Source organism: Caballeronia sp. LjRoot29, from assembly GCF_964252755.1.
Classification (GTDB): Bacteria; Pseudomonadota; Gammaproteobacteria; order Burkholderiales; family Burkholderiaceae; genus Caballeronia.
This window is the reverse complement of sequence record NZ_CAXUPU020000025.1, coordinates 15,206-41,191: the sequence shown is the minus strand read 5'-3', so window position 1 is coordinate 41,191 and position 25,986 is coordinate 15,206. Positions and strand designations below refer to the sequence as shown.

At 58.8% G+C, this 25,986-nt stretch carries 17 protein-coding genes; 7 read left to right on the top strand and 10 right to left on the bottom strand.

Features of this window, described 5'->3' with window-relative positions:
* Window positions 1-32 precede the first annotated feature (32 nt).
* Window positions 33-926, bottom strand: a complete 894-nt coding sequence (locus tag ACSQ83_RS24035) for a LysR substrate-binding domain-containing protein (protein ID WP_436229857.1) — start codon at window positions 924-926, stop codon at window positions 33-35.
* A 110-nt stretch (window positions 927-1,036) separates the two neighbouring features.
* Between ACSQ83_RS24035 and ACSQ83_RS24030 the strand changes: the two genes are divergently transcribed.
* Window positions 1,037-2,323 carry an MFS transporter gene (locus tag ACSQ83_RS24030; protein ID WP_436229856.1) on the top strand — a complete coding sequence of 429 codons (1,287 nt, stop codon included), beginning with the start codon at window positions 1,037-1,039 and terminating at the stop codon, window positions 2,321-2,323.
* A gap of 13 nt (window positions 2,324-2,336) precedes the next feature.
* On the opposite strand, the gene ACSQ83_RS24025 is transcribed toward ACSQ83_RS24030, so the two are convergent.
* Window positions 2,337-3,554 (bottom strand): aminotransferase class I/II-fold pyridoxal phosphate-dependent enzyme, encoded by a 1,218-nt coding sequence (locus tag ACSQ83_RS24025; RefSeq protein ID WP_414954652.1) that lies wholly within the window; start codon window positions 3,552-3,554, stop codon window positions 2,337-2,339.
* A gap of 127 nt (window positions 3,555-3,681) precedes the next feature.
* On the opposite strand from ACSQ83_RS24025, the gene ACSQ83_RS24020 reads away from it, so the two are divergent.
* The gene (locus ACSQ83_RS24020) at window positions 3,682-4,533 is read left to right on the top strand and encodes a LysR substrate-binding domain-containing protein (protein WP_436229855.1); all 852 of its coding nucleotides are present in this window, start codon (window positions 3,682-3,684) and stop codon (window positions 4,531-4,533) included.
* Window positions 4,534-4,558: 25 nt separating this feature from the next.
* Here ACSQ83_RS24020 and ACSQ83_RS24015 read toward each other — a convergent pair whose 3' ends face one another.
* The 5 genes from ACSQ83_RS24015 to ACSQ83_RS23995 all read right to left on the bottom strand — a co-directional run bounded on the left by ACSQ83_RS24015 (window position 4,559) and on the right by ACSQ83_RS23995 (window position 13,267).
* Entirely contained in the window at window positions 4,559-7,675 is a 3,117-nt protein-coding gene (locus ACSQ83_RS24015) for a bifunctional diguanylate cyclase/phosphodiesterase (RefSeq protein ID WP_436229854.1), read from the bottom strand.
* The gene (locus ACSQ83_RS24010; RefSeq protein WP_414954655.1) at window positions 7,672-8,466 is read right to left on the bottom strand and encodes a substrate-binding periplasmic protein; all 795 of its coding nucleotides are present in this window, start codon (window positions 8,464-8,466) and stop codon (window positions 7,672-7,674) included. Before ACSQ83_RS24010 ends, ACSQ83_RS24015 begins: the two co-directional genes overlap by 4 nt.
* 731 nt (window positions 8,467-9,197) lie before the next feature.
* Window positions 9,198-9,602 carry an FKBP-type peptidyl-prolyl cis-trans isomerase gene (locus ACSQ83_RS24005; RefSeq protein ID WP_414954656.1) on the bottom strand — a complete coding sequence of 135 codons (405 nt, stop codon included), beginning with the start codon at window positions 9,600-9,602 and terminating at the stop codon, window positions 9,198-9,200.
* A gap of 174 nt (window positions 9,603-9,776) precedes the next feature.
* Window positions 9,777-12,071, bottom strand: a complete 2,295-nt coding sequence (gene metE / locus ACSQ83_RS24000) for a 5-methyltetrahydropteroyltriglutamate--homocysteine S-methyltransferase (RefSeq protein ID WP_436229853.1) — start codon at window positions 12,069-12,071, stop codon at window positions 9,777-9,779.
* Window positions 12,072-12,211: 140 nt separating this feature from the next.
* Window positions 12,212-13,267, bottom strand: coding sequence for a HoxN/HupN/NixA family nickel/cobalt transporter (locus tag ACSQ83_RS23995; protein WP_436229852.1), 1,056 nt, complete (start codon window positions 13,265-13,267; stop codon window positions 12,212-12,214).
* A gap of 344 nt (window positions 13,268-13,611) precedes the next feature.
* On the opposite strand from ACSQ83_RS23995, the gene ACSQ83_RS23990 reads away from it, so the two are divergent.
* From ACSQ83_RS23990 to ACSQ83_RS23975, 4 genes are read left to right on the top strand one after another with little or no spacing between them, the layout of a single operon-like run.
* The gene (locus tag ACSQ83_RS23990; RefSeq protein ID WP_436229851.1) at window positions 13,612-15,009 is read left to right on the top strand and encodes a glutamine synthetase family protein; all 1,398 of its coding nucleotides are present in this window, start codon (window positions 13,612-13,614) and stop codon (window positions 15,007-15,009) included.
* Between the two features lie 21 nt (window positions 15,010-15,030).
* Window positions 15,031-16,422, top strand: a complete 1,392-nt coding sequence (locus ACSQ83_RS23985) for an aldehyde dehydrogenase family protein (RefSeq protein WP_436229850.1) — start codon at window positions 15,031-15,033, stop codon at window positions 16,420-16,422.
* Window positions 16,423-16,445: 23 nt separating this feature from the next.
* The gene (locus ACSQ83_RS23980) at window positions 16,446-17,618 is read left to right on the top strand and encodes an iron-containing alcohol dehydrogenase (RefSeq protein ID WP_414954661.1); all 1,173 of its coding nucleotides are present in this window, start codon (window positions 16,446-16,448) and stop codon (window positions 17,616-17,618) included.
* 26 nt (window positions 17,619-17,644) lie between these two features.
* A complete protein-coding gene (locus ACSQ83_RS23975; RefSeq protein WP_436229849.1) occupies window positions 17,645-19,123 on the top strand; it encodes a M81 family metallopeptidase in 1,479 nt (492 codons plus the stop codon).
* A gap of 2 nt (window positions 19,124-19,125) precedes the next feature.
* On the opposite strand, the gene ACSQ83_RS23970 is transcribed toward ACSQ83_RS23975, so the two are convergent.
* The 3 genes from ACSQ83_RS23970 to metE (ACSQ83_RS23960) form a co-directional block, all read right to left on the bottom strand.
* On the bottom strand, window positions 19,126-20,097 hold the full coding sequence (locus tag ACSQ83_RS23970) for a LysR family transcriptional regulator (protein ID WP_414954663.1): 972 nt from the start codon (window positions 20,095-20,097) through the stop codon (window positions 19,126-19,128).
* A 1,086-nt stretch (window positions 20,098-21,183) separates the two neighbouring features.
* On the bottom strand, window positions 21,184-22,467 hold the full coding sequence (locus tag ACSQ83_RS23965; protein WP_436229848.1) for a cystathionine gamma-synthase family protein: 1,284 nt from the start codon (window positions 22,465-22,467) through the stop codon (window positions 21,184-21,186).
* A gap of 191 nt (window positions 22,468-22,658) precedes the next feature.
* A complete protein-coding gene (gene metE / locus ACSQ83_RS23960) occupies window positions 22,659-24,938 on the bottom strand; it encodes a 5-methyltetrahydropteroyltriglutamate--homocysteine S-methyltransferase (RefSeq protein ID WP_436229847.1) in 2,280 nt (759 codons plus the stop codon).
* A gap of 104 nt (window positions 24,939-25,042) precedes the next feature.
* Between metE (ACSQ83_RS23960) and ACSQ83_RS23955 the strand changes: the two genes are divergently transcribed.
* Window positions 25,043-25,957 (top strand): LysR family transcriptional regulator, encoded by a 915-nt coding sequence (locus tag ACSQ83_RS23955; protein WP_414954666.1) that lies wholly within the window; start codon window positions 25,043-25,045, stop codon window positions 25,955-25,957.
* Window positions 25,958-25,986 lie beyond the last annotated feature (29 nt).

The window sequence follows — 25,986 nt, the reverse complement described above, 5'->3', positions numbered from 1 at the left end:
GCCAAACCCGACCCCCTCCCCGTGCCCCCCTTTCATGCAAACTGCTCCGCACTCGCCCGTAACGGCCGCTCGACCGGCGCATCGAGCACCAGCCTGCCAAACTCCTGCGCGGCGAGCGTCGGCTCCCCCTTCCCCCACAGCAACCTAAACTCCGCCTCCGGCAACGCCGGCAACCCAAACTGCCCATCGACCACCACAATCCCCGGCTCCAGGTCATCGCGAGTCAACGGCGTAATCCCAAGCCCCGCCATCACAGCAGCACGTATCCCCGACTGACTCGACGATGTAAACGCAACATGCCAATCCACCGGCAAGCCATCAAGCGCCTCGAGCGCCACTCGCCGATTCACACACGGCGCCGGAAAAAACGCGAGCGGCAGCGACGCCCCCGCACGCACTTCAAACGACTCAGCCGCCGCCCAGACAAACCGCGTGCGCCGCAACACCATTCCTTCAGTGCCCTGACCCGCGTCACCTTGCTCGCACAGCACCACGGCCAAATCCAGCTCTTCCGCGGCAACCATCGCCTGCGAATCAAGACTCATGCCCACGCTCACATCCAGCCGCACATTCGGAAACGCCCGGGAAAACTGCGTCAGCAAAACAGGTAACCGCTCACCCATGAAGATATCCGGCGCTCCAAAACGCACAACACCCGAAGCCGGTGACGATTGAAAACGCTGCGTCACCGCATCCATCGCATTCAGGATTTGCATTGCGTAACGCAGGAAATCGTCGCCATCTTCAGTCAGGGTCAAACTGCGCGTGGTTCGATATAAAAGCGGCCGTCCCACTTCGTCTTCCAGGCGCCGTATTTGGTGACTGATCGCAGATTGCGTCAGGTTCAGCCGTCGCGCTGCCTTGGTAAAACCGCCGGCTTCGGTGACAGCAACAAACGCGCGCAGGAGGGCAAGATCGAGGTTCATGGTCAGACTCAATGATGACGAAGCTTAATCAATGATAGTAAATTAAATCATTTCCATCATAAAGCAAGGACGCCGAGAATAAATCCAACGACTTCTCTCGGTATCCCGCCATGGATGTTTCGCCTCGCGTTTCGCCTGACTTCGCCAATCAACTGGCCGTCACGCTGCTGCTGACCGGCGTGATCGCTGCCACTTACGGGTTCGGCGTATACCTCTTTCCCGTCGTCCTGCCGCAGATGAAGCAGGACATCGGCTTTAACTATGCACAGGCCGGGTACATCACGGCCGCACGGCAAATGGCTAATGTCGCAATGGCTCTGTTATCAGGCCTCGCGGCCGCCCGTTTTGGCGCGGCCCGGGTCGTGCTCGTCGCAACCGCGCTGTCAGCGCTCGACCTCACCGGCCTCGCATTCGCCCACAACACATGGATGATGGGCTTCGCCCTGGTCACGCTCAATGCGTGCGCCGCCGCGACTTGGGTCCCGATGATGGCGCTGATCGCGCCGTTGATCGATGAGCGCCATCGGGCGAAAGCCATCGGCGTCATCGGCAGCGGCACGAACTTCGGGGTCTTGCTGAACGGGCTGATGGTGCCGGCGTTGCTTGCATCGTGGGGCTGGCGGTCTGTCTGGCTCGTGACCGCCATGTTGTCCACCGTATTGAGCGCGGTGATGGTCCTCATGTTTAAACGGTTTCGCCCGGCATCGGCAACGCCGCCACGCGTCACGCCGCCGCGCCAATTCAAAAGCCCGGGACTGCGGCCCATGCTCGCTAAAAAATTCCTGCTGGTGTACGGAATCGCAGTGTTATGCGGTTTTGCCGGTGTCCCGTTCATCACCTACTTCTCTGCTTATTCCCACGACGACCTGCATCTGGGTCTCGATGTAACCGCGCACGCGTGGGCGCTCGTCGGGCTGGTAGGCGTGGTGAGCGGCCTGGTGCTCGGCATGATCGGCGATATGCACGGCAGTCCTGATCGAAATGGCCGCACGCAGCGAGATGGCATGCGTGCCGCACTGGTCAGTGCGGGAGTGCTGCTCTTGTGCGCGTCGCTGATCGCGACGTCGCGTCCGGGCGGTTACGCCCTGATGGTCGCGGCAGTCGCATTCGGATTCTCTTTCTTCCCGATCTTCGGTCTGCTGCATGCGTATGTCGGTAAGACGAGCGCCCCAGCGCTGGCAGCGTTGGTGTGCGGAATCTGCGAGGCGGCGTTCGGCGTGGGCGGCGCGTTGGGCAACGTCATGGGAGGACTATGCAAGGCGCTGTTCGGTTCGTTTCAGCCGGTGTACGGGCTGGCATCGGGGGCGTCGGTCATCCTCATCGGATTGTCATTCCTCGTGCCGAGCACACGAAGGGATACGCCGGTTTGCAGAAGCGGTCTCGCCAACTCGCAGTGATGGCTTAGCAAGCTCACCGCTGTTCTTCCACCGCGCGGCGCAATGACAATGCAATACCTAGCGCCGCTCGCTTCACTTCATCGAGTGAGGGAAAGGTCGGTGCAACGCGCAGATGCCGGTCGCGTGGATCGAGACCATGAGGGAACGCAGCGCCTGCCGGCGTCATTGCAATACCGGCGTCGGCAGCCAGCGCGACCGTGCGTTTCGCGAGGCCATCGGGGCTATAGAGGCTGATGAAATAGCCTCCTTGCGGCACGGTCCAGGACACGTCCGGCAGATCGGCAAGGATCTCGGCGAACGTCGTTGTCATCGCGTCGAACTTGGGTCGCAACAGGGCCCGATGCCGCTCCATCAAACTCTCCAAAGTCTGCCGGTCCCGCAAAAATCGTACGTGCCGAAGCTGATTGAGCTTGTCCGGACCAATGGTCCTGATAGACGAACAACGCTGCCACCAGTCGATGTTACGTCGCGACGATGCAACGAACGCCAACGCAGCGCCCGCGATCGTGATCTTGGACAGCGACGCGAACACCAGCGCACGATCCGGATGCCCCGCCGCCGCGCAGGCATCGATCATGTTCACCGTGGTGTGCTTCTGCTCTGTCAGATGATGGAAGCGATACGCGTCGTCCCAGAACAGGCGAAAATCGGGCGCGGCTGTTGGCATCGAAGCGAGACGGCGAATGGTTTCGGCTGAGTAGATTTCGCCGGTTGGATTGCTATAGAGCGGTACGCACCAGATGCCCTTGATGGACGGATCGGCGGCGACCTGTGCTTCGACAAAATCCATATCGGGGCCATTGCCGGTCAGCGGCACGGGGATCATGCGCACGCCAAGCGCCGCGCAGATCGCGAAATGGCGGTCGTATCCCGGCACGGGGCAAAGGAACGCGATATCGCTCTCATTGCGCCACGGCTTGCCGTCAGTCATGCCATGCAGGATGGCAAACGCGATGGCATCGTGCATCAACTCAAGACTTGAATTGCCCGCAGCCACCACCTGCTCCACAGCAGTCCCAAGCAGATCGGCGCCGAGTTCACGTGCTTCGGGCAAACCCAGCGCATGACCATAGTTGCGGCAATCGATGCCATCGCGCGACATGAACTCACCCGCTTTCAGGGCGTTGGCCAGGGCATCCGATGAGAGATCAAGTTGTTCCGAAGACGGCTTTCCGCGCGTCATATCGATCTTTATTCCGAGCTTCCTGAAGTCATCGTAGGTCATCGACATCGTTTCTTTTCCGGCGTTTTCACGTTGAGGGACGCCCAGTATGCAAGGCCTGCCGGATTCAGGAAAGCGAGTTATATTGAAGACTTCGTTCAGTTTTTCTGATGACTTCAGCACCCCTTCAACACCCATGAAAACATTCGATCTCGACGCGCTCTCCATGTTCGTTGCCGTTGCCGACACAGGCAGCTTCCTGCGCGGCGCAACACTCGTGCATCGTTCGCAATCCGCCGTCAGCATGCAGATCAAGGCGCTGGAGGCGTCGCTGGGGAAGTCCTTGCTCTTGCGCAAACCGCGCAACCTCACGCTGACGCAAGACGGCCATGTGCTGCTCGCCTATGCGCGCCGGTTGCTTGCCTTGCGCGATGAAGCCTGGGCCTCCATCGTCCGCCCGGACGTCAGGGGGCGAGTGGCCATTGGAGTGCCGGACGACTACGCGTCGTCTCTCCTGCCCTCGGTGCTGAGAAAATTTTCCGCGACTTACCCCAAGGTCGAGATCCAGGTAATCGGCATGCCGAGCAATGCGCTGGCGCCGCTCATCAAGGAAGGCAAGATCGATCTTGCCTGCATGACGCGGATGAAGGGATTGAGCGGTGATTTCATCCGTCTAGAACCCATGGTCTGGGCCGGTTGCGCGGTCGGCAACGAAGTATGGAAAGAACGGCCGTTGCCTATCGCCGTCTTCGCACCGGGCAGCGTTGCGCGGTCCAAGGCGATCCACGCGCTGGAACGGGCGAAGATCAGCTATCGCACGTCTTATGAAAGCCCCAGTTTGATGGGCCTTTTCAGCATGGTCGAAGCGGGGCTTGCGATTGCCCCGTTGTCCCGATGCAGCATTCCGGAACGATTTCTCCAACTCGGCAGCGCTGACGGCTTGCCCGCCCTGCCCGACCTGGAAATCGTGCTCGCGCGCAGCGCGGGATCGAACCGGCCGCCCTGTGATTTTTTAGCGGAACAGATCCTGACCGACTTGCGAATCTGAATTCACGCCGCCGGGTTAAGCCGAGTTATGCACGCACCGCTTTCGGCTTCGTCCATCCCCTGCACGCAAACTCTTCAAATCCTTCAACGGGCAGGGGCCGGCAAAAATAGAACCCTTGGTAAGCATGACAGCCGGCGCCGGCCAGGAAGTCGCGTTGCTCTTCGGTCTCCACGCCCTCGGCGATAACCCCCAAGCCCAGGCTTTGCGCCAGCGCGACAATCGTCCTGGCAATCGCCGCATCGTTTGGATCGATAAGCACGTCGCGCACGAATGACTGATCGATCTTCAATTGATCCAGCGGCAAGCGCTTCAAATACGAAAGCGACGAATAGCCGATGCCGAAATCATCGAGTGAAAAAACCACGCCCCGGGCCTTGAGTGCGTGCATCTTTTCGATGATGTCCTGCACGTTGTCCACCAGCACGCTCTCGGTCAGTTCCAGCTTCAGCCGGTTTGGGTTGGCGCCCGTCCGGCGGATGACGTTCAACACCTTGGCCACGAAATCAGGCTCGCGGAACTGCTGCGCGCTGACATTGACAGCAATCGTCAAGTGGGACATGTCGGGCCGCATGGCCCACAACGCCAGTTGCGTACACGCGGTTTCGAGCACCCAGTTGCCCAACGCCAGGATCATCCCGGTCTCTTCGGCGAGGTGAATGAAATTGGCTGGCGGCACCATGCCGCGTTCGGGATGCTGCCAGCGCACGAGGGCCTCGGCTCCAACAACCCCTTCGCCATCGAGCACCTGCGCCTGGTAATGCAGCACGAACTGATTGCCCTCTATGGCCTTGCGCAAACCCGCCTCGAGCGCTGCCCGTTCCACTACCACGGTCTGCATGGCCGGGTCGAAGAAACACAGCGCGTTGCGCCCCAGTTCCTTCGACTTGTACATGGCGAGGTCGGCCTGCTTCAGAAGCTCGTCGATCGATGTCTGGTGGCCCCGGAACACGGTTGCACCAATGCTGGCTGTACTGCGGTAATCGACATCATCAAGCTGGTACGACTTGCCCAGGACATCAAGGATGATTTCGCCCATGCCCTCTGTCTGGCTGGCCGCTTCCTGCCAGGTTTCATGGAGGCTTCCGAGCACCACCACGAATTCATCGCCGCCTACTCGCGCGACGGTATCGCCCTCGCGTACGCTGGCGGCCAGGCGCTGCGCCACTTGTTGCAACAGCAGGTCACCTTTGTCGTGGCCCAGGGTGTCGTTGAGCGTCTTGAAGTGATCCAGGTCGATGAACAGCAACGCCCCGCACGCCCCACTTCGTGCGCTCAGCGTGATGGCTTGCGTCAGGCGATCCAGCAGTAACGTGCGATTGGGCAAACGCGTGAGGGCATCGAAGAAAGCCAGCTCCTTGATGCGCTCTTCCGCGATCTTGCGTTCGGTAATATCGTGATGCGTGCCCACGTAGTGACTGACGACGCCGCCCTCGCCCGTCACCGCCGAAATCGTCAGCCATTTCGGATAGACCTCACCATTCTTGCGACGCCCCCAGATCTCGCCCTGCCAGCCCCCGATGTGGTGAATCGTCTCCCACATCTCCCTGAAAAAAGCAGCGTCGTGATGATGCGAGCGAAGCAGTCGAGGTGTCTGACCCACCGCCTCGTCAGCCGTGTAACCGGTGCATTCGGTGAACGCCGAATTGACCCGCAAGATGGTGTTGTTGGCATCGGTGACCATCATGGCTTCGAGCGAGTCGAAGGCGACTGCCGCAATGCGCAATTCGGCTTCGACTTGCTTGCGGTCGGTGATGTCGCGTCCGCTGGTCCGGAACCCCGTCAAGACACCTCTGGCGTCGGTGATTGGAACCCAGGAAACGGACAGCCAGACCAGCGTTCCATCCTTGCGAACGCAGCGGAATTCGAGGTCGTCGCCGCGAGAGCCCTGGAGTCCCCTCAGGAATTCGGGGGCGACGCGGGGCATGTCGTCGGGATGGATCAGCGTGCCGGCGAGATCGGGCATGGCCATGCATTCTTCGACGGTATAGCCGGTGTAGTCCTTAACCGATGGATTGATCCAGCGCGGCTTGCCATCCGTTCCCCACCAGACTTCCCAGTTCACCGTGCAATCCGCGATGGCCCGGAACTTCTCTTGGCTCTCGCGCAACTCGCGGGTCATCTTGGAGGCCAACCGCATCGCACGGCCGCGGCCGGTGGCCATCAACCACGCGAGGAGCGCGAGCAGCAGGCTCAGACCCGTGCCGGCGACGGCGATCAGTACTTCGGCGTTACGTCCGAAGCGGCCCTTGAAGTCGTCGAGGGTCCGCATCGAGAGCGTCCAGTTATGCCCGCCCACCACCAGGTATTCGCTGGCTGAAATGAGCGGCGGCTGATGCTGCTCTTCGGCGGAACGGGAGCGATACAGCAAGGCCCCGGTGGACGGCTCGACGCCGTCGTAGATGGCTAACGCGAGGCCGGGCATGGTATCGCCGTACAAGCTTGCGATGACGTCGTGCATGCGAAACGATGCATACACCCAGCCGGCCAGATGCGCCCGACGCTCGGCGACGCTGTCGTGCGGCTGGCCCCGGGTGTAGATCGGCAAGTACAGGATGAAAGCGGGTTTTGCATCCGGTCCGACGTCCACGCCCAGGCGGACTTTCCCGGAAGCCGCCACCATGCCGGAATCGCGGGCCCGCTCCATGGCCTCCCGCCGCACAGGATCGGCCCAGGAATCCACGCCGAGCGGGGCGCGGACGCTGGACGCAGACGGTTCGCGCTGGATGATCGGCGCGTAGTTCTCACGCGGTCCCCGCGGCTGGATGGTATAGCCGGCAAAACCCAGCTGGCGCATCGCGGCAACATGAGCGTCCTTGCGCGCCCCCGGCACCCAGTCGATCACCCCAATAGTCTGGATGCCGGAAAAATTGGCATCGAGATTGAGCGCGCTGACGTAGTCGCGGAATTTGTCGCGGTCCATCGTGCCGGTGGCGGCGAACAGGCCCTGCACACCGCGCAGCATCTGCTCGTAAGTCGACATACGCTGTTCGACGCGGCTGACCACGTCGCCCAGTGAAAAATCGAACTGGGAGAGTAACTCGTGTTGGGAAGCTTGCCGCTCGTGATCCCACACGATCCATGTGACGCCGAGCCCGGCGGACAAGATCAGCAGGGGCAGCAACACCAGGCGAGCCCAGGTCACGGGGGTGCCTGGAAATCGACCATGGATTTAGCCAGATCGGGTTTGAAATACTTCTCGAAAATTCGCAGCACGGTTCCGTCCGCGCGCATCTCGTTCACCAGCGCGCGCCACTTGTCCTGCTCGGCGGGCGACAGCGCTTTCTTCGACATGATCAGGCCATGCGGAATGGCGGGATCGTTGAATTCGATGATCGTGGTGACATCGCGGATCTTCTTTTCGTCCAGCGCGGGGTAATCGAAGGGCTCCATGATCATGCCCTGGATACGCTGGTGGATCAGCGCCTCGTAGAGCGGCGCCAGCCCGCCGGCCTGGCTGACACGGTTCTGGGCCGCGAGGGTGTCGACCAGCTTGTTGGCGGAATCGCTGTAGCGGAAGCTGCGGATTACGCCCAGTTGAAACTGGTCGCTGCGCTCGAAATCGGCCAGCTGATGCATGCCTGCGTCCTTGCGCACCAGCAAATAGTATTTGTCGCTGAAGTACCAGGCGAACGACGCAAAGCGATCGCGCTCGGCGTTGGTGATGCCGGACAAGCTGAAATCGAGCGCACCGGATTCGATCAATTGCCAGATGCGCGCACGCGACATGAGGCTGACCTTAATCTGGCAGCCGCTGCGGCGGATCAGTTCATCGGCGAAGTCTTTATCGATACCGGTGTCGGTATCGGCCGAATAAAGCAGGCCGTGATCGTGCAGCGCAAGCGTCAAGGGCCGTGTGCAAGCGGGACCTGCCGCGACCGCACGGCCGAGGCACAAGATCACCAGTAGCAAGCCGCCCAGGGTGTGTCGGATCACAGCGTCGCCATGGTGGAAGTGACTAAGATACAGCCCTCTTTTTATTAACACCGGTCTCGACGGCCTGTTTAGTGATTTTGGCCCTTCGACAACGGGTTATGCAGGGAGACTTTTGCGCGGCGCCTTTGCTTGCCCTATCCGTCACTTAAAAAAACGACAGAAAATTGCTTATCCAGGCAGTCCCGGCAGGGAACCGGTTTAGTAAAAAATCAGTTCCACCGGCGAATTAATGTTACCGGACGCTTATTAAAACTGCAACTGAAGGGAATCGTTTGCGAACCGCGACCTACCCGTTGATTTGTATCAGACCGGCAATTCTGGCAGCGGATTCCGGATTAGCGGAGTCCGGCTCTGACCGCTGGCCGTTGCTGCTCCAAGGCCGCACTGAGCGGCCCAGCGCGTATCTTACTTCGTGTAAGTGACAGGTTTGTGTGTGCTGTCCCCGCCAATGAATTTACTTTGCGCCCGTCAATCCGCTGATTCGGAATCGGCCGTCTTGACGGAAAACATATAGGACGCGTATAGCACGCTTATAGGGTGCGTATAGCAGTATGCAGGGAGGGTTTTCCATTGGAGTGAGATTAAGCGCTCGCTTCATCCATGGATCTATTTGACGGCATTACACGGATGTTACGCAGCCGTGCTATTGCGAAAAAGCAAAAGATATCGCAATAGCACGGGGTACGCGGGTTCGCCTGATTGCATTGAAGCGAATGCGCGTCGTACAGGCTTTAGTTGCCGATTTTCAACAACTCGACTTCAAACGTCAGCGTGCTGTTCGGTGGGATCGGGCCTACGCCGCGTTCGCCGTAGGCTGTTGCCGGCGGGCAGACGAGCTTGGCCTTGCCGCCCACTTTCATTTTCTGAAGGCCTTGCGTCCAGCACGGGACGACCTGACCGAGGGGGAACGATGCCGGCTGCCCACGTTTATACGAGGAGTCGAATTCGGTGCCGTTCGCGAGGGTGCCGCGATAGTTGACGGTCACGGTGTCGGCGGCGGTAGGCTGAGCGCCGGTACCTTCCTTGATCTGCGTTACGGTGACGCCGGAGGGTAGCGTTTCGGTCGCACCCGTGGCGGCATAAACCGATGACGAAGCAATAACAGCAAGAGTAAGCAGCAGCGATACTTTTTTCATAAGCGTCCAGAGCGTCCCGAAAGGGCGTGGTGAGTAAAGTACAAAATCAACGAAGCCAAGCCAAATACAGTAGCACGGACGAGCCACGGCATGGCAGAACCTCGCTTCGAAGCGGTTCTTTACGGGTAAGCTCGGGTGGACTTGGGCGTCTGCCGCTTGCGGGCGTCAAGCCGCTCAGACCTCCGCTATTTCCCTGCTTTTCGCAGTCAACGCCTCTCGCACGGCGCGGGCCGCCAGGATCATGTTGGTCAATGCCGCTTCTGTCTCCGGCCAAGCGCGCGTTTTCAAGCCGCAGTCAGGGTTGACCCACAGATGCTCCGCAGGAACGACCTCGCATGCACGCTCAAGCAGGCGCTGCATTGTTTCCACGCTCGGCACCCGCGCTGCGTGTGAGTCATACACGCCTGGCCCGATTCCGTTCGGATAAGCGAACGCACCGAAGCCGTCCAGCAGTTCCATTGATGAGCGCGATGTCTCGATCGTGATCACGTCGGCATCCAGCGCTGCGATGGAAGGCAGGATGTCATTGAACTCGGAATAGCACATGTGGGTGTGAATCTGCGTTGCATCGGAGACGCCGCTAGCGGCGATCTTGAAAGCGCGGGTTGCCCAGTCAAGGTAAGCGGGCCACTCGGCCTGACGTAATGGCAAGCCTTCGCGGAACGCCGGTTCATCGATCTGGATGATGCGGATACCCGCCTTTTCAAGGTCCATTACCTCGTCGCGGATAGCCAACGCAAGCTGCAGCGCCGTTGTTTCGCGGGGTTGATCGTCACGGACAAAAGACCACTGGAGCATGGTCACCGGGCCCGTAAGAATGCCCTTCATCACGCGGTCGGTCAGCGATTGCGCATGGCACATGTTGTCCACCGTCATGGGCTCCGGACGATAGATATCGCCGTAGATAACCGGCGGCTTGACGCAGCGCGAGCCGTAGTTCTGAACCCAGCCGTGCTCCGTCAGCGCACATCCCCATAGCTTCTCCGCGAAAAACTCGACCATGTCGCTGCGTTCCGCTTCGCCATGCACGAGGACGTCGAGCCCGAGTTCTTCCTGCTTGCGCACGGCGGTCGTTATCTCCGCGCGCATGCGTTCCAGGTAATCCAGTGCGCCCAGTTCTCCGCGCCGGTACGCTGCGCGAGCTTGCCGGATCGCGGTTGTCTGGGGGAACGAACCAATGGTCGTGGTCGGCAGGAGCGGAAGCCTGAGCGTATGCCGCTGCACTCGCTTGCGGATGGCATAAGGACTTTTACGGCTCGCCATCGCTTGAGTGATGGCAGCAGTTCTTCGCTGCACAAGGGTATTGATGACCGCGTCCGAATTGCGTCGCGTATCGAGCGCTGTGTTCGACGCGGCGAGTGCAGATTCGGCCTCCGTTGGATTTTTTAACGCGAGCGCAATAGCAGCAACTTCATCAAGCTTCTCAGTCGCGAAGGCAAGCCACGACGTCAAACGGTTATCGAGCTTCTTCTCAGAGGCAAGCGTGACCGGTACATGCAGCAACGAACAGGACGGTGAAATCCATAAGTTATCCGAACGTTCCACACTTAAACTCCGAAGCGAGTCGACAATTTTACTCAGGTCCGCCCGCCAGATATTCCGGCCATCGATCACACCCACCGAGAGCACTTTGTCCTCTGGCAGTGCCGCGCGCCATGCGTCCAGTTGTTCAGGCGCCCTGATCAGGTCGATATGAACACCCTGCACAGGAAGTGTCGCGACAAGCGGCGCGTGCTGAGCGGTTGTGTCGAAATACGTGCCCAGCATGACCTTGCTGCCTGACGCGCCAAGCACATCGTAGGCCGCATGAAACGCCTCGAGCCATTCATCATCCAGATCCAGGCACAGTGCCGGTTCGTCCAGTTGACACCATTCAATCCCGCGTTCTTTCAACTGGTCGAGAATGCGCATATAGCGAATCACGAGCTTCGGCAGAAGTGAAAGCCGGTCAAAGGCGGGAACGGGACTCTTGGATAGCCATAGGTACGTAATCGGGCCGATAAGCACCGGCTTGATCGAATGATCCAGTGCTAGTGCTTCATCGATTTCATCGAAGAACCAATCCACGCCGCCATTAAATGTGGTGTCCGGGCTCAGCTCCGGCACAAGGTAATGATAGTTGGTGTCGAACCACTTGGTCATCTCCATGGCGGGCTGCGCCTGGTTGCCTCGCGCCAGTTCATAATATTGGGCGAGCGAGAGCGCCGACGGGCCAAATTTGAACCGCTCCGGCAATGCGCCCAGTAACGCAGTCACGTTCAGCATCTGGTCGTAGTAGGCGAAATCGCCAACTGCTACAAAATCCAGCTTGGCCGAGCGTTGCAACGCCCAATGGCGCGCACGCAAAACCGCTGCGACGTTACGCACATGAGCTTCGTCGCACTCCCCGCGCCAGAAAGCCTCTTGCGCGAACTTGAGTTCGCGTTGCGCGCCGATGCGCGGAAAACCGTGTAGATGAGTGCGAGCCATAATGCGTCCTTAACCGAGTGGCCCACAGTCTGAATGCCGCCGTGTTATTCAACAAGGGACATGTTTTCATCGTCCTATTAGTTTCATTCATGTGTGGACAACTTGCGCATCTTCGCGACAACGCCGGCTAGCGTATGGGTCTAGCGGCTAACCTCCAGCTCATCAAAACGCTTGGCGCGATAGATCACGACCGACACGATCCAGCTAAAGACGAAAATGCCGATGATGACAAAGCCCAGCGTGCCGAAATTATCGTTCAGGGTCCCTATTGCATCCCATACCGGACCTTGCAGCTTCAACTGATCTGCAAGCAGCCCAAGCACTTCTATTCCGCCAATCACAATAGCCACGATCACGGACACCAGCGTGATGGTCATGTTGTAGTAGATCTTCCGGATCGGCTTAAGGTAGGCCCATCCGTAGGCACCGAGCATCAGGTGACCGTCCAGCGTGTCGATCAAAGACATGCCGGCGCTGAACAGTACCGGGAACACCATGATCGCCCAGGGAGACAGCCCTTGCGACGCCTGGGTAGCCGCTATGCCGAGCAAGCCAATTTCGGTCGCGGTATCGAATCCAAGACCGAACAGGAAACCTAGCGGATACATTTGCCAGCTTCGCGTGATCATGCGAAACAGCGGGCGAAAGAGGCGGGCCAGAAATCCGCGATCAGCCAGAAGCAGATCGAAATCGTCATCGACATAAGCGCCGCCATTCCGGATGTTGCGCCACGCTTTATAGATCGACCTGAGGATAATCAAGTTCATCAGCGCGATCGCAAACAGGAATAACGCCGACACCAACGTGCCGACCACTCCGCCAATTTCCTTGTAATGATCGAATCGCCCTTGCATGGCCGACGTTGCAACAGCCACCCCGACAGACGCGAGCACGACGACGGTCGAGTGCCCAAGGGAAAAGAAGAAGCCGACCGTAACCGGCCGTTTTTTCTCCTGCATGAGCTTGCGGGTGACATTGTCAATAGCTGCAATGTGGTCGGCATCCACCGCATGACGCAGTCCGAATCCGTAGGCCAGCAAGGCAGTTCCAAGGAGCACCGGATGATGGCGGAACGCCACGAGCGCCCAAACCCAGGCGAGGACATTGATCGCAATCAGTAAGCCGTAAATGCCGAAAAGCTTGCTCCGTACCTTGGCGCCCGAGTCGTTGAAGATCTGTACCAGTCGAGTAATCAATGGAAACCCTTTGGGAATGCGCGTCCCGCTTGAAGTAGTTTTTAACTTCATACACAAGAGTTGTGCCAATGGCAAGGATGCCTTGGCCGTTGGGTTGACGAAAGGTCTTTAGCCGCGATTGGCGGGGCGACCGGCGGCGCAGGGACGCCCTACGGGATGCCCTAAAGTGGCGCTGAGCGAGCGGTGATTGGGCGGGTTCGCACCGGTAGCAGGCTAAGCCACAAGTCGCCGAGTATTACCCCAGCCGATCAGCACCATAACCAATACCGATTGTTGTTGATCTGCAATTTTCTCGTTCCTAAGATGAATCAGCCGAAAAAAGAGCGATAACACGGAGACTGAATATGGATGCGCAAGCGAAGCCCGAACGGGCAATCAAGACGGTGGAAGATGCGATTCGTCTGGTGGAGGCAAGCAGGCTGACGCATATCAAAGTGGGCCTGTCCGATATCGACGGCATCTTGCGCGGAAAATATCTGCGCAAGGACAAATTCCTCGGGGCGCTGCGTTCGGGATTCGCCTTCTGCAATGTCGTACTGGGCTGGGACGCCGACGACCAAATGTACGACAACACGAAATACACCGGCTGGCACACGGCCTATCCGGACGCCATGGTGCGCATCGTGCCGGAGAGCTGCCGCCGGTTGCCGCTGGAACAGGGCGACGGCGAAGACATGCTGTTCTTCCTCGCTGAATTTGTTGGGGATGCCGAAGCAATTTGCCCGCGAGGTTTATTGCAGCGCGTATTGAAGCGCGCAAGCGACATGGGATTCGATGTCTCCGCCGCGCTTGAATATGAATTCTTCATGTTCGAAGAAACGCCGCATTCGGTGCGCGAAAAAAACTATCGCGACTTGAAGAACTGGACGCCGGGCAATTTCGGCTACTCGGTGCTGCGCAGTACCGTCGAAGGCGATTTCTATCGGCAATTGCTAGATATGTGCGAGCAGATGGACATGCCGATCGAGGGCTTGCATACCGAAACCGGTCCCGGCGTGCTGGAGGCTGCGCTCGCGGTTGACGGCGCGGCGGCGATGGGCGACAAGGCCATATTGTTCAAGACCTTTACCAAGGCGCTGGCTCAGAAAAATAATCTGATGGCGACCTTCATGGCGAAATGGTCGCATGACCACCCGGGACAGAGCGGTCATATCCACTTGTCGTTGCGTGAGGCGAGCACCGGCAAGTCGGCGTTTTACGACGAAAGCCGTCCCTACAACATGAGCGCCAAGCAAGCCAGTTTCATGGCGGGGGTGCAACGCTATCTGCCGGAATTTATGTCGATGTTCGCGCAGACCGTCAATAGCTATTCACGTCTGGTGCCGGGCTATTGGGCGCCGCTGGATGCAACATGGGGCGTCGAAAATCGAACGACGGCCTTGCGCCTGATCCCGGGTTCGGAAAAATCCCAGCGTGTTGAAGTCCGCATTGGTTCGGCCGATGCAAATCCCTACATTGCGTTGGCAGCCGCGCTGGGCGCCGGCTTGCATGGCATTGAACAAGGCCTGGATCCGGGGCAGATTGTCGAGGGAAACGCCTATACGCAGGAATTCCCCGCTCATCTGAAATTGCCTTGCACCCTGTGGGAGTCCGCGCAGCGGCTGCGCCATTCGGAAGCCGCGAAGACCTTGTTTGGCGAGGCGTTCGTCGAACATTATGTCGCGACCCGCGAATGGGAAGAGCGGCAGTTCCGCCGCCATGTCACCGATTGGGAACTCGCCCGCTACTTCGAGATTATCTAAGTCAAAACATCCGAGCCCACTATGAAAGAAGACCTGATTACCATTAGCCCGATTGACGGCAGCGAATTCGTGCGCCGGCCTTATGCGAGCGAATCGCAGATCCAGCAAACACTACAGCACGCGAAAACTGCGCAGAAGGCGTGGGCTGCACGACCGCTGTCGGAGCGGCTGGCACTGGTTGGCCGGGCCGTTGAACTCTTCGTCGAAAACAAGGCGGCAGTTGGCGAGGCAATTACGCGTCAGATGGGGCGCCCGTTGCGCTATACCGCCGGCGAAGTGGACGGCTTTGCCTCACGGGCACGCCACATGATGGCGATTGCCGAAGATGCGTTGAAGCTCGTGCAAGTGGCGCCACAGGAAGGCTTTACGCGGTTTATATCGCGTGAACCGGTTGGCGTTGTGCTCACTATCGCGCCATGGAATTACCCGTTGCTGACGGCAGTCAACAGCATTGTCCCGGCATTGCTCGCAGGCAATGCCGTTATTCTCAAACACTCCGACCAGACACCCTTGTGTGCCGAGCTCATTCATCAGGCTTTTGTCCAGGCCGGATGGCCCGAGGGCGTGTTCCAGTATCTGCATGCGGATCATGAACGTGTGCGCCGATTGATACGCGCGAGCGAGATCGGCTTTGTCTGTTTCACCGGTTCGGTGGGCGGCGGACGCATTGTCGAGGAATCGGCGGCCGGGCGGTTTATCGGCGTTGGGCTGGAATTGGGCGGCAACGATCCGGCCTACGTACGAAGCGATGCCAATCTCGACTACGCCGTGGAGACACTGGTCGATGGCGCCTTCTTCAACTCAGGGCAGTCATGCTGCGGCATCCAGAGAATCTATGTGGCGCAGCCTCTGTACAAGGATTTTATCGAGCGCGCGGTGGCGCTGACGAATCAGTATGTGCTGGGCAATCCGCTTGATGCGCAAACCACGTTGGGGCCGGTAGTCCGTACCGCAGCCGCCGATGGAGTGCGGACCGTCATTGCCGAGGCGCTCGCCAAAGGCGCAAAAAATCTGATCGATGAAACTCGCTTCGACATGTCGCGCGCCGGCACGCCCTATGTGGCGCCGGGCCTGTTCGTGGACGTCGATCACGGCATGACGCTGATGAACGATGAGTGTTTCGGTCCAGTGGTCGGCATCATGCCGGTGACCGGAGATGAGCAAGCCATCGAGCTGATGAACGACAGCCCCTACGGTTTGACGGCGAGTGTATTTACGAGCGACGAAGAAACTGCGTTATCGATCGGACGCCGTGTGGAAACCGGCACGTTCTTTATGAACCGCTGCGACTATCTCGACCCTGCGCTCGCCTGGACCGGCGTGAAGAATACCGGCCGAGGTGTGACCTTGTCGGCAATCGGATACGAGCACCTGACGCGAGCCAAATCTTTTCATCTGAAAACCCGTCTTTGAACGGATCATCGAAGGAATTTCGTATGTCACAGCCGTCACTTCCCTCCGCAAACTGGAATTACCCGACCGCAGTCAAGGTCGGCGCAGGCCGGATCCGCGAATTGCCGCAATGGTGTCAAAGCCTCGGCATGCGCCGGCCGCTATTGATTACCGACCCGGGTCTGGCCGCATTGCCACTGATCAGCGGCGTCCTCGATCACTGCCGGTCCGCCGGACTGGAGAGCGGGCTATTTCACGAGATCAAGGGCAATCCGACCGGCAAGAATGTCGACGATGGCGTCGCCATATTCAAAGCCGGCGGCCACGATGGCGTGATTGCCTTCGGTGGCGGCTCAGCGCTTGACGCAGCCAAGGCCGTGGCGCTGATGGTCGGGCAGGATCGTCCGTTGTGGGATTTCGAAGATGTTGGCGACAACTATCTGCGCGTCAATGTGGCCGGCATGGCGCCCGTTGTTGCCGTACCCACTACGGCCGGGACGGGCTCGGAGGTCGGGCGCGCGTCAGTGATCACCGACGATCACGCTCATGTTAAACGCATCATTTTCCATGCAAACATGCTGCCCTCGGTTGTCATTCTCGACCCCGAGTTGACGGTCGGCTTGCCGGCGAGGCTGACAGCAGCAACCGGCATGGATGCCCTCTCGCATAACCTCGAAGCTTATTGTTCGCCCTTCTATCATCCGATGGCGACGGGCATCGCGGTCGAAGGCATTCGCCTGATCAAGCAGTATCTGCCGCGTGCCGTCAAGGACGGCCAGGACCTCGATGCACGCCTGCAGATGCTGGTGGCATCGAGCATGGGCGCCACCGCATTTCAGCGCGGCCTGGGCGCGATGCATGCGCTGGCGCATCCCTTGGGCGCGCTGTATGACGCCCACCACGGCATGCTCAACGCCATCCTGATGCCGTATGTGCTCAAGGCCAACGAATCGGTCATCTCGGACCGGATCGAACTGCTGGCGCGTTATCTGGAACTGGCGCAGCCGTCGTTCACATCGTTCCTCGACTGGGTCCTGATGATGCGCGACACGCTCGGCATTCCTCATACGCTGAACGAGATCGGTATCAATGGCAACGATGCCGCAAAGGTCGGCGAAATGGCCGTGGTGGATGGATCCGCCGGAACCAACCCGATTCCGTTTAGCAGCGCCGAGTACAGCTGCATTTTCGTAACGGCCGTCGAGGGCTTGTTGTAAAGCCCATGTTGATTTGAGGGGATGGTGTGGCAAGAATCGGGATCGCTGGCTTTCTACATGAGACGAATACCTTTGCTGCCAGCCGGGCGAGTTTTGCTACTTTCGTCGAAGCGGACGCGTGGCCGGGCTTGCTCGTTGGCGAAGAGATGTTCGGCGCGGTCGCGGGCGTCAATCTGGCAATAGATGGCTTCATTCAAGCTGCGCGCACATCGCATCAACTGGTGCCGTTATTGTGGGCGTCGGCCAATCCTAGCGGTCCGGTAACGCAGGATGCATTCGAAGCAATTGCCTTCATGCTTGACCGGATGATCCGCGATGCAGGCCCGCTGGACGCGCTGTTTCTCGACCTGCATGGCGCGATGGTCAGCGAGCATCTGGAAGACGGTGAAGGAGAGTTGCTGCGACGCCTTCGTCAACGCGTCGGCAGCACGATGCCGATAGTCGCGGCGCTCGATTTTCACGCCAATATCACGCCGGCCATGATCGACCATGCGAGCGGTTTGGTGACGTATCGCAGCTATCCGCATGTCGACATGGCGCAGACCGGGCAGCGTGCGCATGTGCTGCTCGACCGGTTGCTGGCAGGCGAGGTGTTGCACAAGGGCTATCGTCAGATACCTTTTCTGATTCCGATGCCTTGGCAAAGCACCTTGAGCGAACCGATGCGTGGTTTGGTGGCGCTTGGTGAATCGCTCGCGTCGGACCGGGTTTTTGCCGCCGATTTCGTGCCGGGTTTTCCGCTTGCCGATATCCACCATAGCGGTCCCAGCGTCATTGCTTACGGCGCAAATCAGATTGCGGTGGCCTCTGCAGTTGAGTCTTTGACGCAGGCTGTTCTAGACAGACGGGCTGACTTCGGCGGGCGTCTCTACGCGCCGGCCGAGGCGGTCGCGCACGCGCTTGAGCGAGCGATGCAATCAGACGGCGGCACAGTCATCCTCGCCGATACCCAGGATAATCCGGGCGGCGGCGGCAACGGCGACACCACCGATATCCTGCACGAACTGCTGCAGCAAAAAGCGCAACGGGTGTGCGCCGGGGTCGTGTGCGATGCGGCATTTGTCGAAGCAGCAACGAACGCGAGAATTGGCGCCGTTATCTATGCCCCGCTCGGCGCGGCTGACGGTTTGGGCGCGGGGCCGGTGCAGGCGCCGTTCGAAGTTCTGGCGCTGGGAAGCGGCCGCTTCACCGGCACAGGGCCCTTCTACCACGGCTGCCACATGGATCTGGGGGCGATGGCCCGGGTGCGCTGCGGCGGCCCGCGTGGGATTGAAATCGTGGTGTCGAGCAAAAAACAGCAAGCGGCTGATCAAGCGATGTTCCGCCATGTCGGCGCCGATCCAGCCGAATACCGCACGCTGGTTCTAAAGAGTTCGGTACATTTCCGAGCCGACTTTGCATCGTTGGCAGACGAGATTTTGGTGGTGGCGGCACCCGGTATCAATGTCGCGGATTTGCGCCAACTGCGTTATGAAAAACTGAGGGCGGGCGTCACGCTGCTTTGAAGTTAGCCCAGCATAATAGATGGCAACACCCATGGCGCATTCGCCTCGATGACCGGCAGGAAGCGCTTCTTCAGCAACTCCACGCTGTCCTGCGCGAGTTGCTGCGGCAGCAAGCCGAGATCGTCCTGACGGGCGACCATGGTCAGTTCTCGAAAGAACTCTTCGCCGGGAATCGGGGACAAGCGAAATGCTTGGGAAAATTTATTGTCCAGCGTCAGCCCCGACTGCAACAGGCATAGCGGCGTGGTGATGGTCCAGCCTGCGTTGGCCATCACGAGGGACATGATGGCGAATGTATTGTCGAGTTGCAGTCGCAGCGGCGGTTGAATTCCCCACTTCTCCAACTGGGTTTCGATGCTGCGGCCAATGACGGTTGTATTGCTATAGCGAATGAAGTCGCCTCTGACCAGCAGGTTGCGCAAAGAGGGAACGGGTCCTTTGACGTCGCCGGGTAAAACCAGCACAAAGGGTTCGCGCAAGATACGCTGGCGGTATAGCAAAGGATTTTTTGCCACGACGTCATCGGAGATGATGATGTCCACTCGTCGGGACAACAACGCTTCGGCATGTTGATGCGATTGCCCGGTCACCATCGACCAGTTCGCGGTGCGCTGCCGTATTGCAACCAGCAGGTCGGCGCCAATGCTGGTCGCCATGGAATCCACCAGTGCAATCCGAATATGCTTGAGCGGTTCACCGAGCGGCTTGCGAAACTCCTGGCTCAAATGCCTGGCGTCATCGAGCAGCGTACAGGCGCGGTTGTAGAACTGGCGTCCGACGGGTGTCAGCATCGGCGGCCGCTGCGAGCGATCCAATAATTGCAGATTGAGTGTTTGTTCGAGATTCGACAGCGTTTGAGAGACTGACGATTGCGTGATGCTCAGGCGTTGGCCGGCCGCCGTCATGCCGCCGGATTCGACGACAAGCACGAAGACTTCAAGCGCCTTCAGATCGAAAGAAATGCCATTTTGCATAGGACTGGGCGGGGGGAGCCGCAGCGGGAATTGGGCGGGGATTTGTGGCTCGCGCCGTGTTTTGGTGGCTCGCGCCGTTTGTCGAGGTAGTGTAACCGCTATTGGTTTTCGTTCGCACTCGGGGTTTGAGGGGATGGGGCGTGGGGGTATGCCGGGGGGTGGGTTCTGGCGTTAGTGGTCGGGGTTAGTGTTGGGTTGTGCGGGTTCTTGCGTTAGCGGTCGAGGTCTATGCCGGGTTGCTGCTTTTTAGGTCTTCGCAAGTTTAGTGTTGGCTGATCTTTTTCGCTCTATTAGCCACTGCGCGTGGCGGCGCGTCATTTCTTTGTCCAAAGCGACAAAGAAACGAAGCAAAGAAAACGCTTTCAACTCTCTAAAAATTAAGTGTCCACAGCGTGCGGTTTTTATTCATTGGTACCCCAAAAGCACGGTGCTCGCCAGAGCCACGGATGTGTGAACCCCTCCTTCTCGCGAATCCTGACAGTAAAACGCTTCGCCCCGTACGCTCTCGGGCAAGCACTAGCGACTGAACCTGCCCAAGGAGCACCCCGCGCTATCCGCGGAGAACCAACTTCCAAATTTTTATGCATACCGAACCATTTTGAAAACCCGCTGATAAACGGAGCGGCAGAGTGCGTGGGGCCTAACCCTCAAAAATAGCAGCGCAAACCGAGCAGCTAACCCGCGAAGAACCGCACCCATAAGAGTGCGTGAGGCCGTGCGGGTTTGTGGGGCACTGGTGCTTGCCCGAGAGCGTACGGGGCGAAGCGTTTTACTGTCAGGATTCGCGAGAAGGAGGGTTTCACACATCCGTGGCTCTGGCGAGCACCGTGCTTTTGGGGCACCCATGAATAGAAACTGCACGCTGTGGACACTTAGGGTAGAGCGGTGAAAGCGTTTTCTTTGCTTCGTTTCTTTGTCGCTTTGGACAAAGAAATGACGCGCCGCCACGCGCAGTGGCTAATAGTGGTAAAGAAATCAGCTAACACTAAACGCGCGAAGACCTGGAAAGCAGCAACCCGGCATTGAACCCGACCGTTAACGCAAGAACCTACCCCCGCCCCCCCGAACAGTGCGAACGATATCCCCTCAACAATGCGCCAGCGCATCCGACAAATCGGCAATCAGATCATCCGGATGTTCGAGCCCGACCGACACGCGAATCAACCCCTCCGATACCCCCGCCGCTGCGCGAGCCTCAACAGGTACGCCCGAATGCGTCGTCGATGCCGGATGACAAATCAACGATTCCGTCCCACCCAGACTAACCGCCGACTTGAACAACTCCAGACCATTGATCAACCTGAAAGCCTGTTCGCGTCCGCCATCGAGTCCAAACGCGAACGTAGACCCCGGTCCAGTACATTGACGCCGATACACAGCCTGATACACAGGGTCATCGTTCAGTTCAGGATGCAGAACCTTCACCGGCCGATGCGGATTGCTCGCCAGCCATTGCGCAACGGCAGTGCCGCTTCGGGCAGCCTGCTCCATGCGCAAGACCAATGTTTCCATCGAGCGTGTAATCATCCACGATGAATGCGGATCGAGTTGCGAGCCAAGCGCACTCCGGATTGAACGCACCTTGGTAACAAGGCTACGGCTGCCTGTCACGCCACCCGCAACCAGATCACTATGTCCGCCAACGTATTTCGTCAGGGAATACACGCAGAGATCGATACCTTGCTTAACCGGCTTCTGATACAACGGCCCAAGCAGCGTGTTGTCGCACACCGATAGCGGACGATAACCATGCCGCGTCTCGAACGCACCAATCTCCTGGCGCAGCCCTTCAAGATCAAACAACGCATTCGTTGGATTAGCCGGCGTCTCGATGTAGCACATCCGCACCTTGCCTTTTTGCGCGGCGGCTTCGAGCGCATCGCGAATAGCCTTAGGTGAAAGACCATCGTCGATGACTTGCGATGTGATGCCCCACTCCGGCAGAAACTTTGCGATCAGCGTTTCCGTCCCGCCATACAGCGGCGCGGATTGCACGACGCAATCTCCCGGCCGCAGGAACGCCAGCAACACCGCTGCAATGGCAGACATGCCGCTCGATGTCACAACGGCCGATTCAGAGTCGTCCAGAAGCGCGAGCCGATCCTCCACGATCTCCAGGTTCGGATGATTGAAACGGCTATAAACCAGTCCCGCACTTTCGCCCTCCGGTGAAGGTTTGCGGCCTGAGACCATATCGAAGAAATCGGCGCCATCTTCTGCTGTACGAAAGGCAAACGTCGATGTCAGGAACACGGGCGGCTTGACCGATCCTTCCGAGAGGAAAGGATCGTAGCCGTAGGACATCATCTGTGTCTGGGGATGCAATTCGCGGTCGCCAATCTTGCGCTTATGGTAGTTGCGATAGGCCATGGTTGCTCCGAATGAGGTTTTACCGGCAGTCGAACGTTGCACGCGGTTCTGGCGTGTTGGCCCGCGGCAAGGCGAGACCATGCTACTCCAAGGTAGTCGTTAGCTGGTACAAGCAAAGCGCGCGCCGCCTGAAAAAAACGGCCGCCCGAAGGCGGCCGTCGTCACATTCATGCTTCTAAGAGGCGTATTAATCACACACCCGCGCGCAACGTCTTAGCGGCGGCGACCATGTTCTTGAGCGCGGGGATCACTTCATCCCATTGTCGCGTCTTCAACCCGCAATCCGGATTGACCCACAATCGCTCCGCCGGAATCCGCTCCGCCGCTTTACGCATCAATTGAACAATGTGCTCCTGGCTAGGAATATTCGGCGAGTGGATGTCGTACACGCCCGGTCCAATCTCGTTAGGGTAGTTGAAGTTATCGAAGGCATCGAGCAGCTCCATGTCGGAACGCGATGTCTCGATCGTAATCACGTCGGCATCCATATCGGCAATCGACGCAATGATGTCGTTGAACTCCGAATAGCACATATGCGTATGGATCTGCGTTTCATCCTGCACGCCATTCGCCGTGATGCGGAACGATTCAACAGCCCACTGCAAGTATTCGTTCCATTGCGACTTGCGCAACGGCAAGCCTTCACGCAACGCTGCTTCGTCGATCTGAATCACGCGCACGCCGGCCTTTTCCAGATCAAGCACTTCTTCGCGAATAGCCAGCGCCAACTGATGGCACGACACCGAACGCGGCTGGTCGTCGCGCACGAACGACCAGTTCAGGATAGTCACCGGCCCGGTCAGCATGCCCTTCATCGGCTTGGCGGTTTGCGATTGAGCGTACTTGATCCATTCCACGGTCATCGCCTTCGGACGGCTGATGTCGCCGAACAGAATAGGCGGCTTCACACAGCGCGAACCGTAGGACTGCACCCAGCCAAACTGACTGAATGCGTAGCCATCGAGCTGCTCGCCGAAGTACTCGACCATGTCATTGCGCTCGGCTTCGCCATGAACGAGCACATCGAGTCCCAACGCTTCCTGTTCACGCACGCTGCGCGTGATCTCGCTGTGCATGACGGCCTTGTAACCGGCGTCATCCAGTTCGCCGCTTTTGAACTGGCTGCGAGCCTGGCGAATCTCAGCCGTCTGCGGGAACGAGCCAATCGTCGTTGTCGGATACGCCGGCAGCTTCAACAACGCCGACTGCTTCGTGGCGCGTTGCGGGTAAGCGCTTGTACGACGGCCCAGTGCTGCATCAATTTTCGCAACCGCTGCCTTGACAGCCGGGTTGTGCACGCGCGGCGACGAACGGCGGTCCTGAATCGCGGCCCCGTTCTCAGCAAGCGCCGCTTGCACCGATTGACGTCCGCCGTTTAGCGCTTGGGCCAGCACCTTTAGTTCGTCGAGCTTTTGCAACGCAAATGCGAGCCACGATTGAATTTCTTTATCTAGCTTTTGCTCGCTCGTCAGATCAACCGGAACGTGGAGCAACGAGCACGACGGCGCAATCCACAAACGGTCCTGCAATTCCTTATGAATCGGTTCTACCCAATCCAGCACCGCGCTCAGATCGCTCCTCCAAATGTTCCGGCCGTTGATAACACCCAGCGACAACACCTTGTCCGAAGGCAATTGCGCGAGCACCTTATCGACTTCGGCACGTGCGTTGATTGCATCGATATGCAAACCTTGAACCGGCAGCTTGCGCACAATTTCCAGGTTGTTCTGTAGCTGTCCGAAGTAGGTCGTTAGCAGAAGCTTGACCCTCGAACCTTTCAATGCGTCGTACGCGGTGATGAACGCTTGCTGCCATGTTGCGTCGAGTTCCGTGACGAGAGCCGGCTCGTCGATCTGCACCCACTCCACACCTTGCGCCGCGAGTTGTTCGAGCAACGCTGCATAGACCGGCAGCAGACGCGGCAACAATGCGAGCTTGTCCGAATCATCTTTTGCCTTGCCGAGCCACAAATACGTCACCGGGCCAATGATCACCGGCTTGGCCTTCACACCGAGCTTACGAGCTTGCGCCAACTGATCAAGCAGACGCGATGCGTCGAGTGAAAACTCCGTCGATGCCCTGAATTCCGGCACGATGTAGTGATAGTTAGTATCGAACCATTTCGTCATCTCACCAGCTTGCACGCCGCAACTGCATGCCGACTCATGCGCGGAACGGCCACGTGCAACGCGGAAGTAGTTGTCGAGCGGATCACCGTCAAAACCGCGAACGCGTTCCGGGATGTTGCCAAGTGTGAAGCTCGTATCAAGCACTTGGTCGTAGAACGAGAAATCGCCGACGGGCACATGGTCGAGACCGGCCTGGTTTTCCCAATGCCGCTCGCGCAACTGCGCGCCCAAGCCGGTCAATTCGTCACGTGACGACTGGCCTTTCCAATAACTTTCCTGCGCGAACTTCAGTTCGCGTTTTGCGCCGATGCGGGGGAAACCCAAATTGTGCGTCGTGACCATTGCTGTGCCGCTCCTGAAATGAACGGCTCGATCATAGGTTGCGTGGCCTATGAAATATAATGGTCTTTTCTCATTGATCGATTAGTTCCTTTCATGGACGCCGCATGCTTGAACGAACTCATCTGGCCATTATTCGGGAAGTGGACCGTCACGGTTCGCTGACTGCCGCCGCGAACGTGCTGTGTCTGACGCAGTCCGCGCTGAGCCATACCGTCAAGAAGATGGAACAGCAACTCGGGACCGCCGTGTGGAGCCGTGACGGGCGCAATTTGCGCCTGACCCAGGCGGGGCAGTATCTGCTGGCGCTCGCCAACCGCGTGCTGCCGCAGATGGAACATGCGGAAGAGCGCATGCGGCAATTTGCGCTGGGACAGCGTGGAACGCTGAGGATTGGCATGGAATGCCATCCTTGCTACCAGTGGCTGCTCAAGGTGGTGTCGCCCTATCTCGCGCGCTGGCCCGACGTGGATGTCGATGTCAAACAGAAGTTCCAGTTCGGCGGCATTGGCGCGCTATTCGGCTATGACATCGACATATTGGTCACGCCGGACCCGCTGAGAAAACCCGGCTTGCGCTTCGAACCGGTGTTTGATTATGAGCAGGTGCTGGTGGTGGGCCGGCAGCATCGGCTAGCGCAGAAGTCTTTCATCTTGCCCGATGAACTCGCCGACGAAGTCCTGATTACATATCCGGTCGAGATCGATCGGCTCGATATCTACAACCAGTTCCTCATGCCCGCGAACGTCATGCCGAAGCGGCACAAGGTCATAGAAACCACCGACATCATGTTGCAGATGGTCGCGAGCGGCCGGGGCGTCGCGGCATTGCCTCGCTGGCTCGTTGAAGAGTATGCGGAAAAGGTCGCGGTGAGTGCGGTCCGGCTGGGCAAGCAAGGTATCGCCAAGCAGATCTTTCTGGGCGTACGTGACACGGATACGACCACCGATTATCTGAGCGCCTTTGTTGAGCTTGCGCGCGGCTCCGACTGGAACGCGGCGGTGGAAATAGAGCAGACGTAGTTCATATTAAACGCCGTAGCGCCTTATCG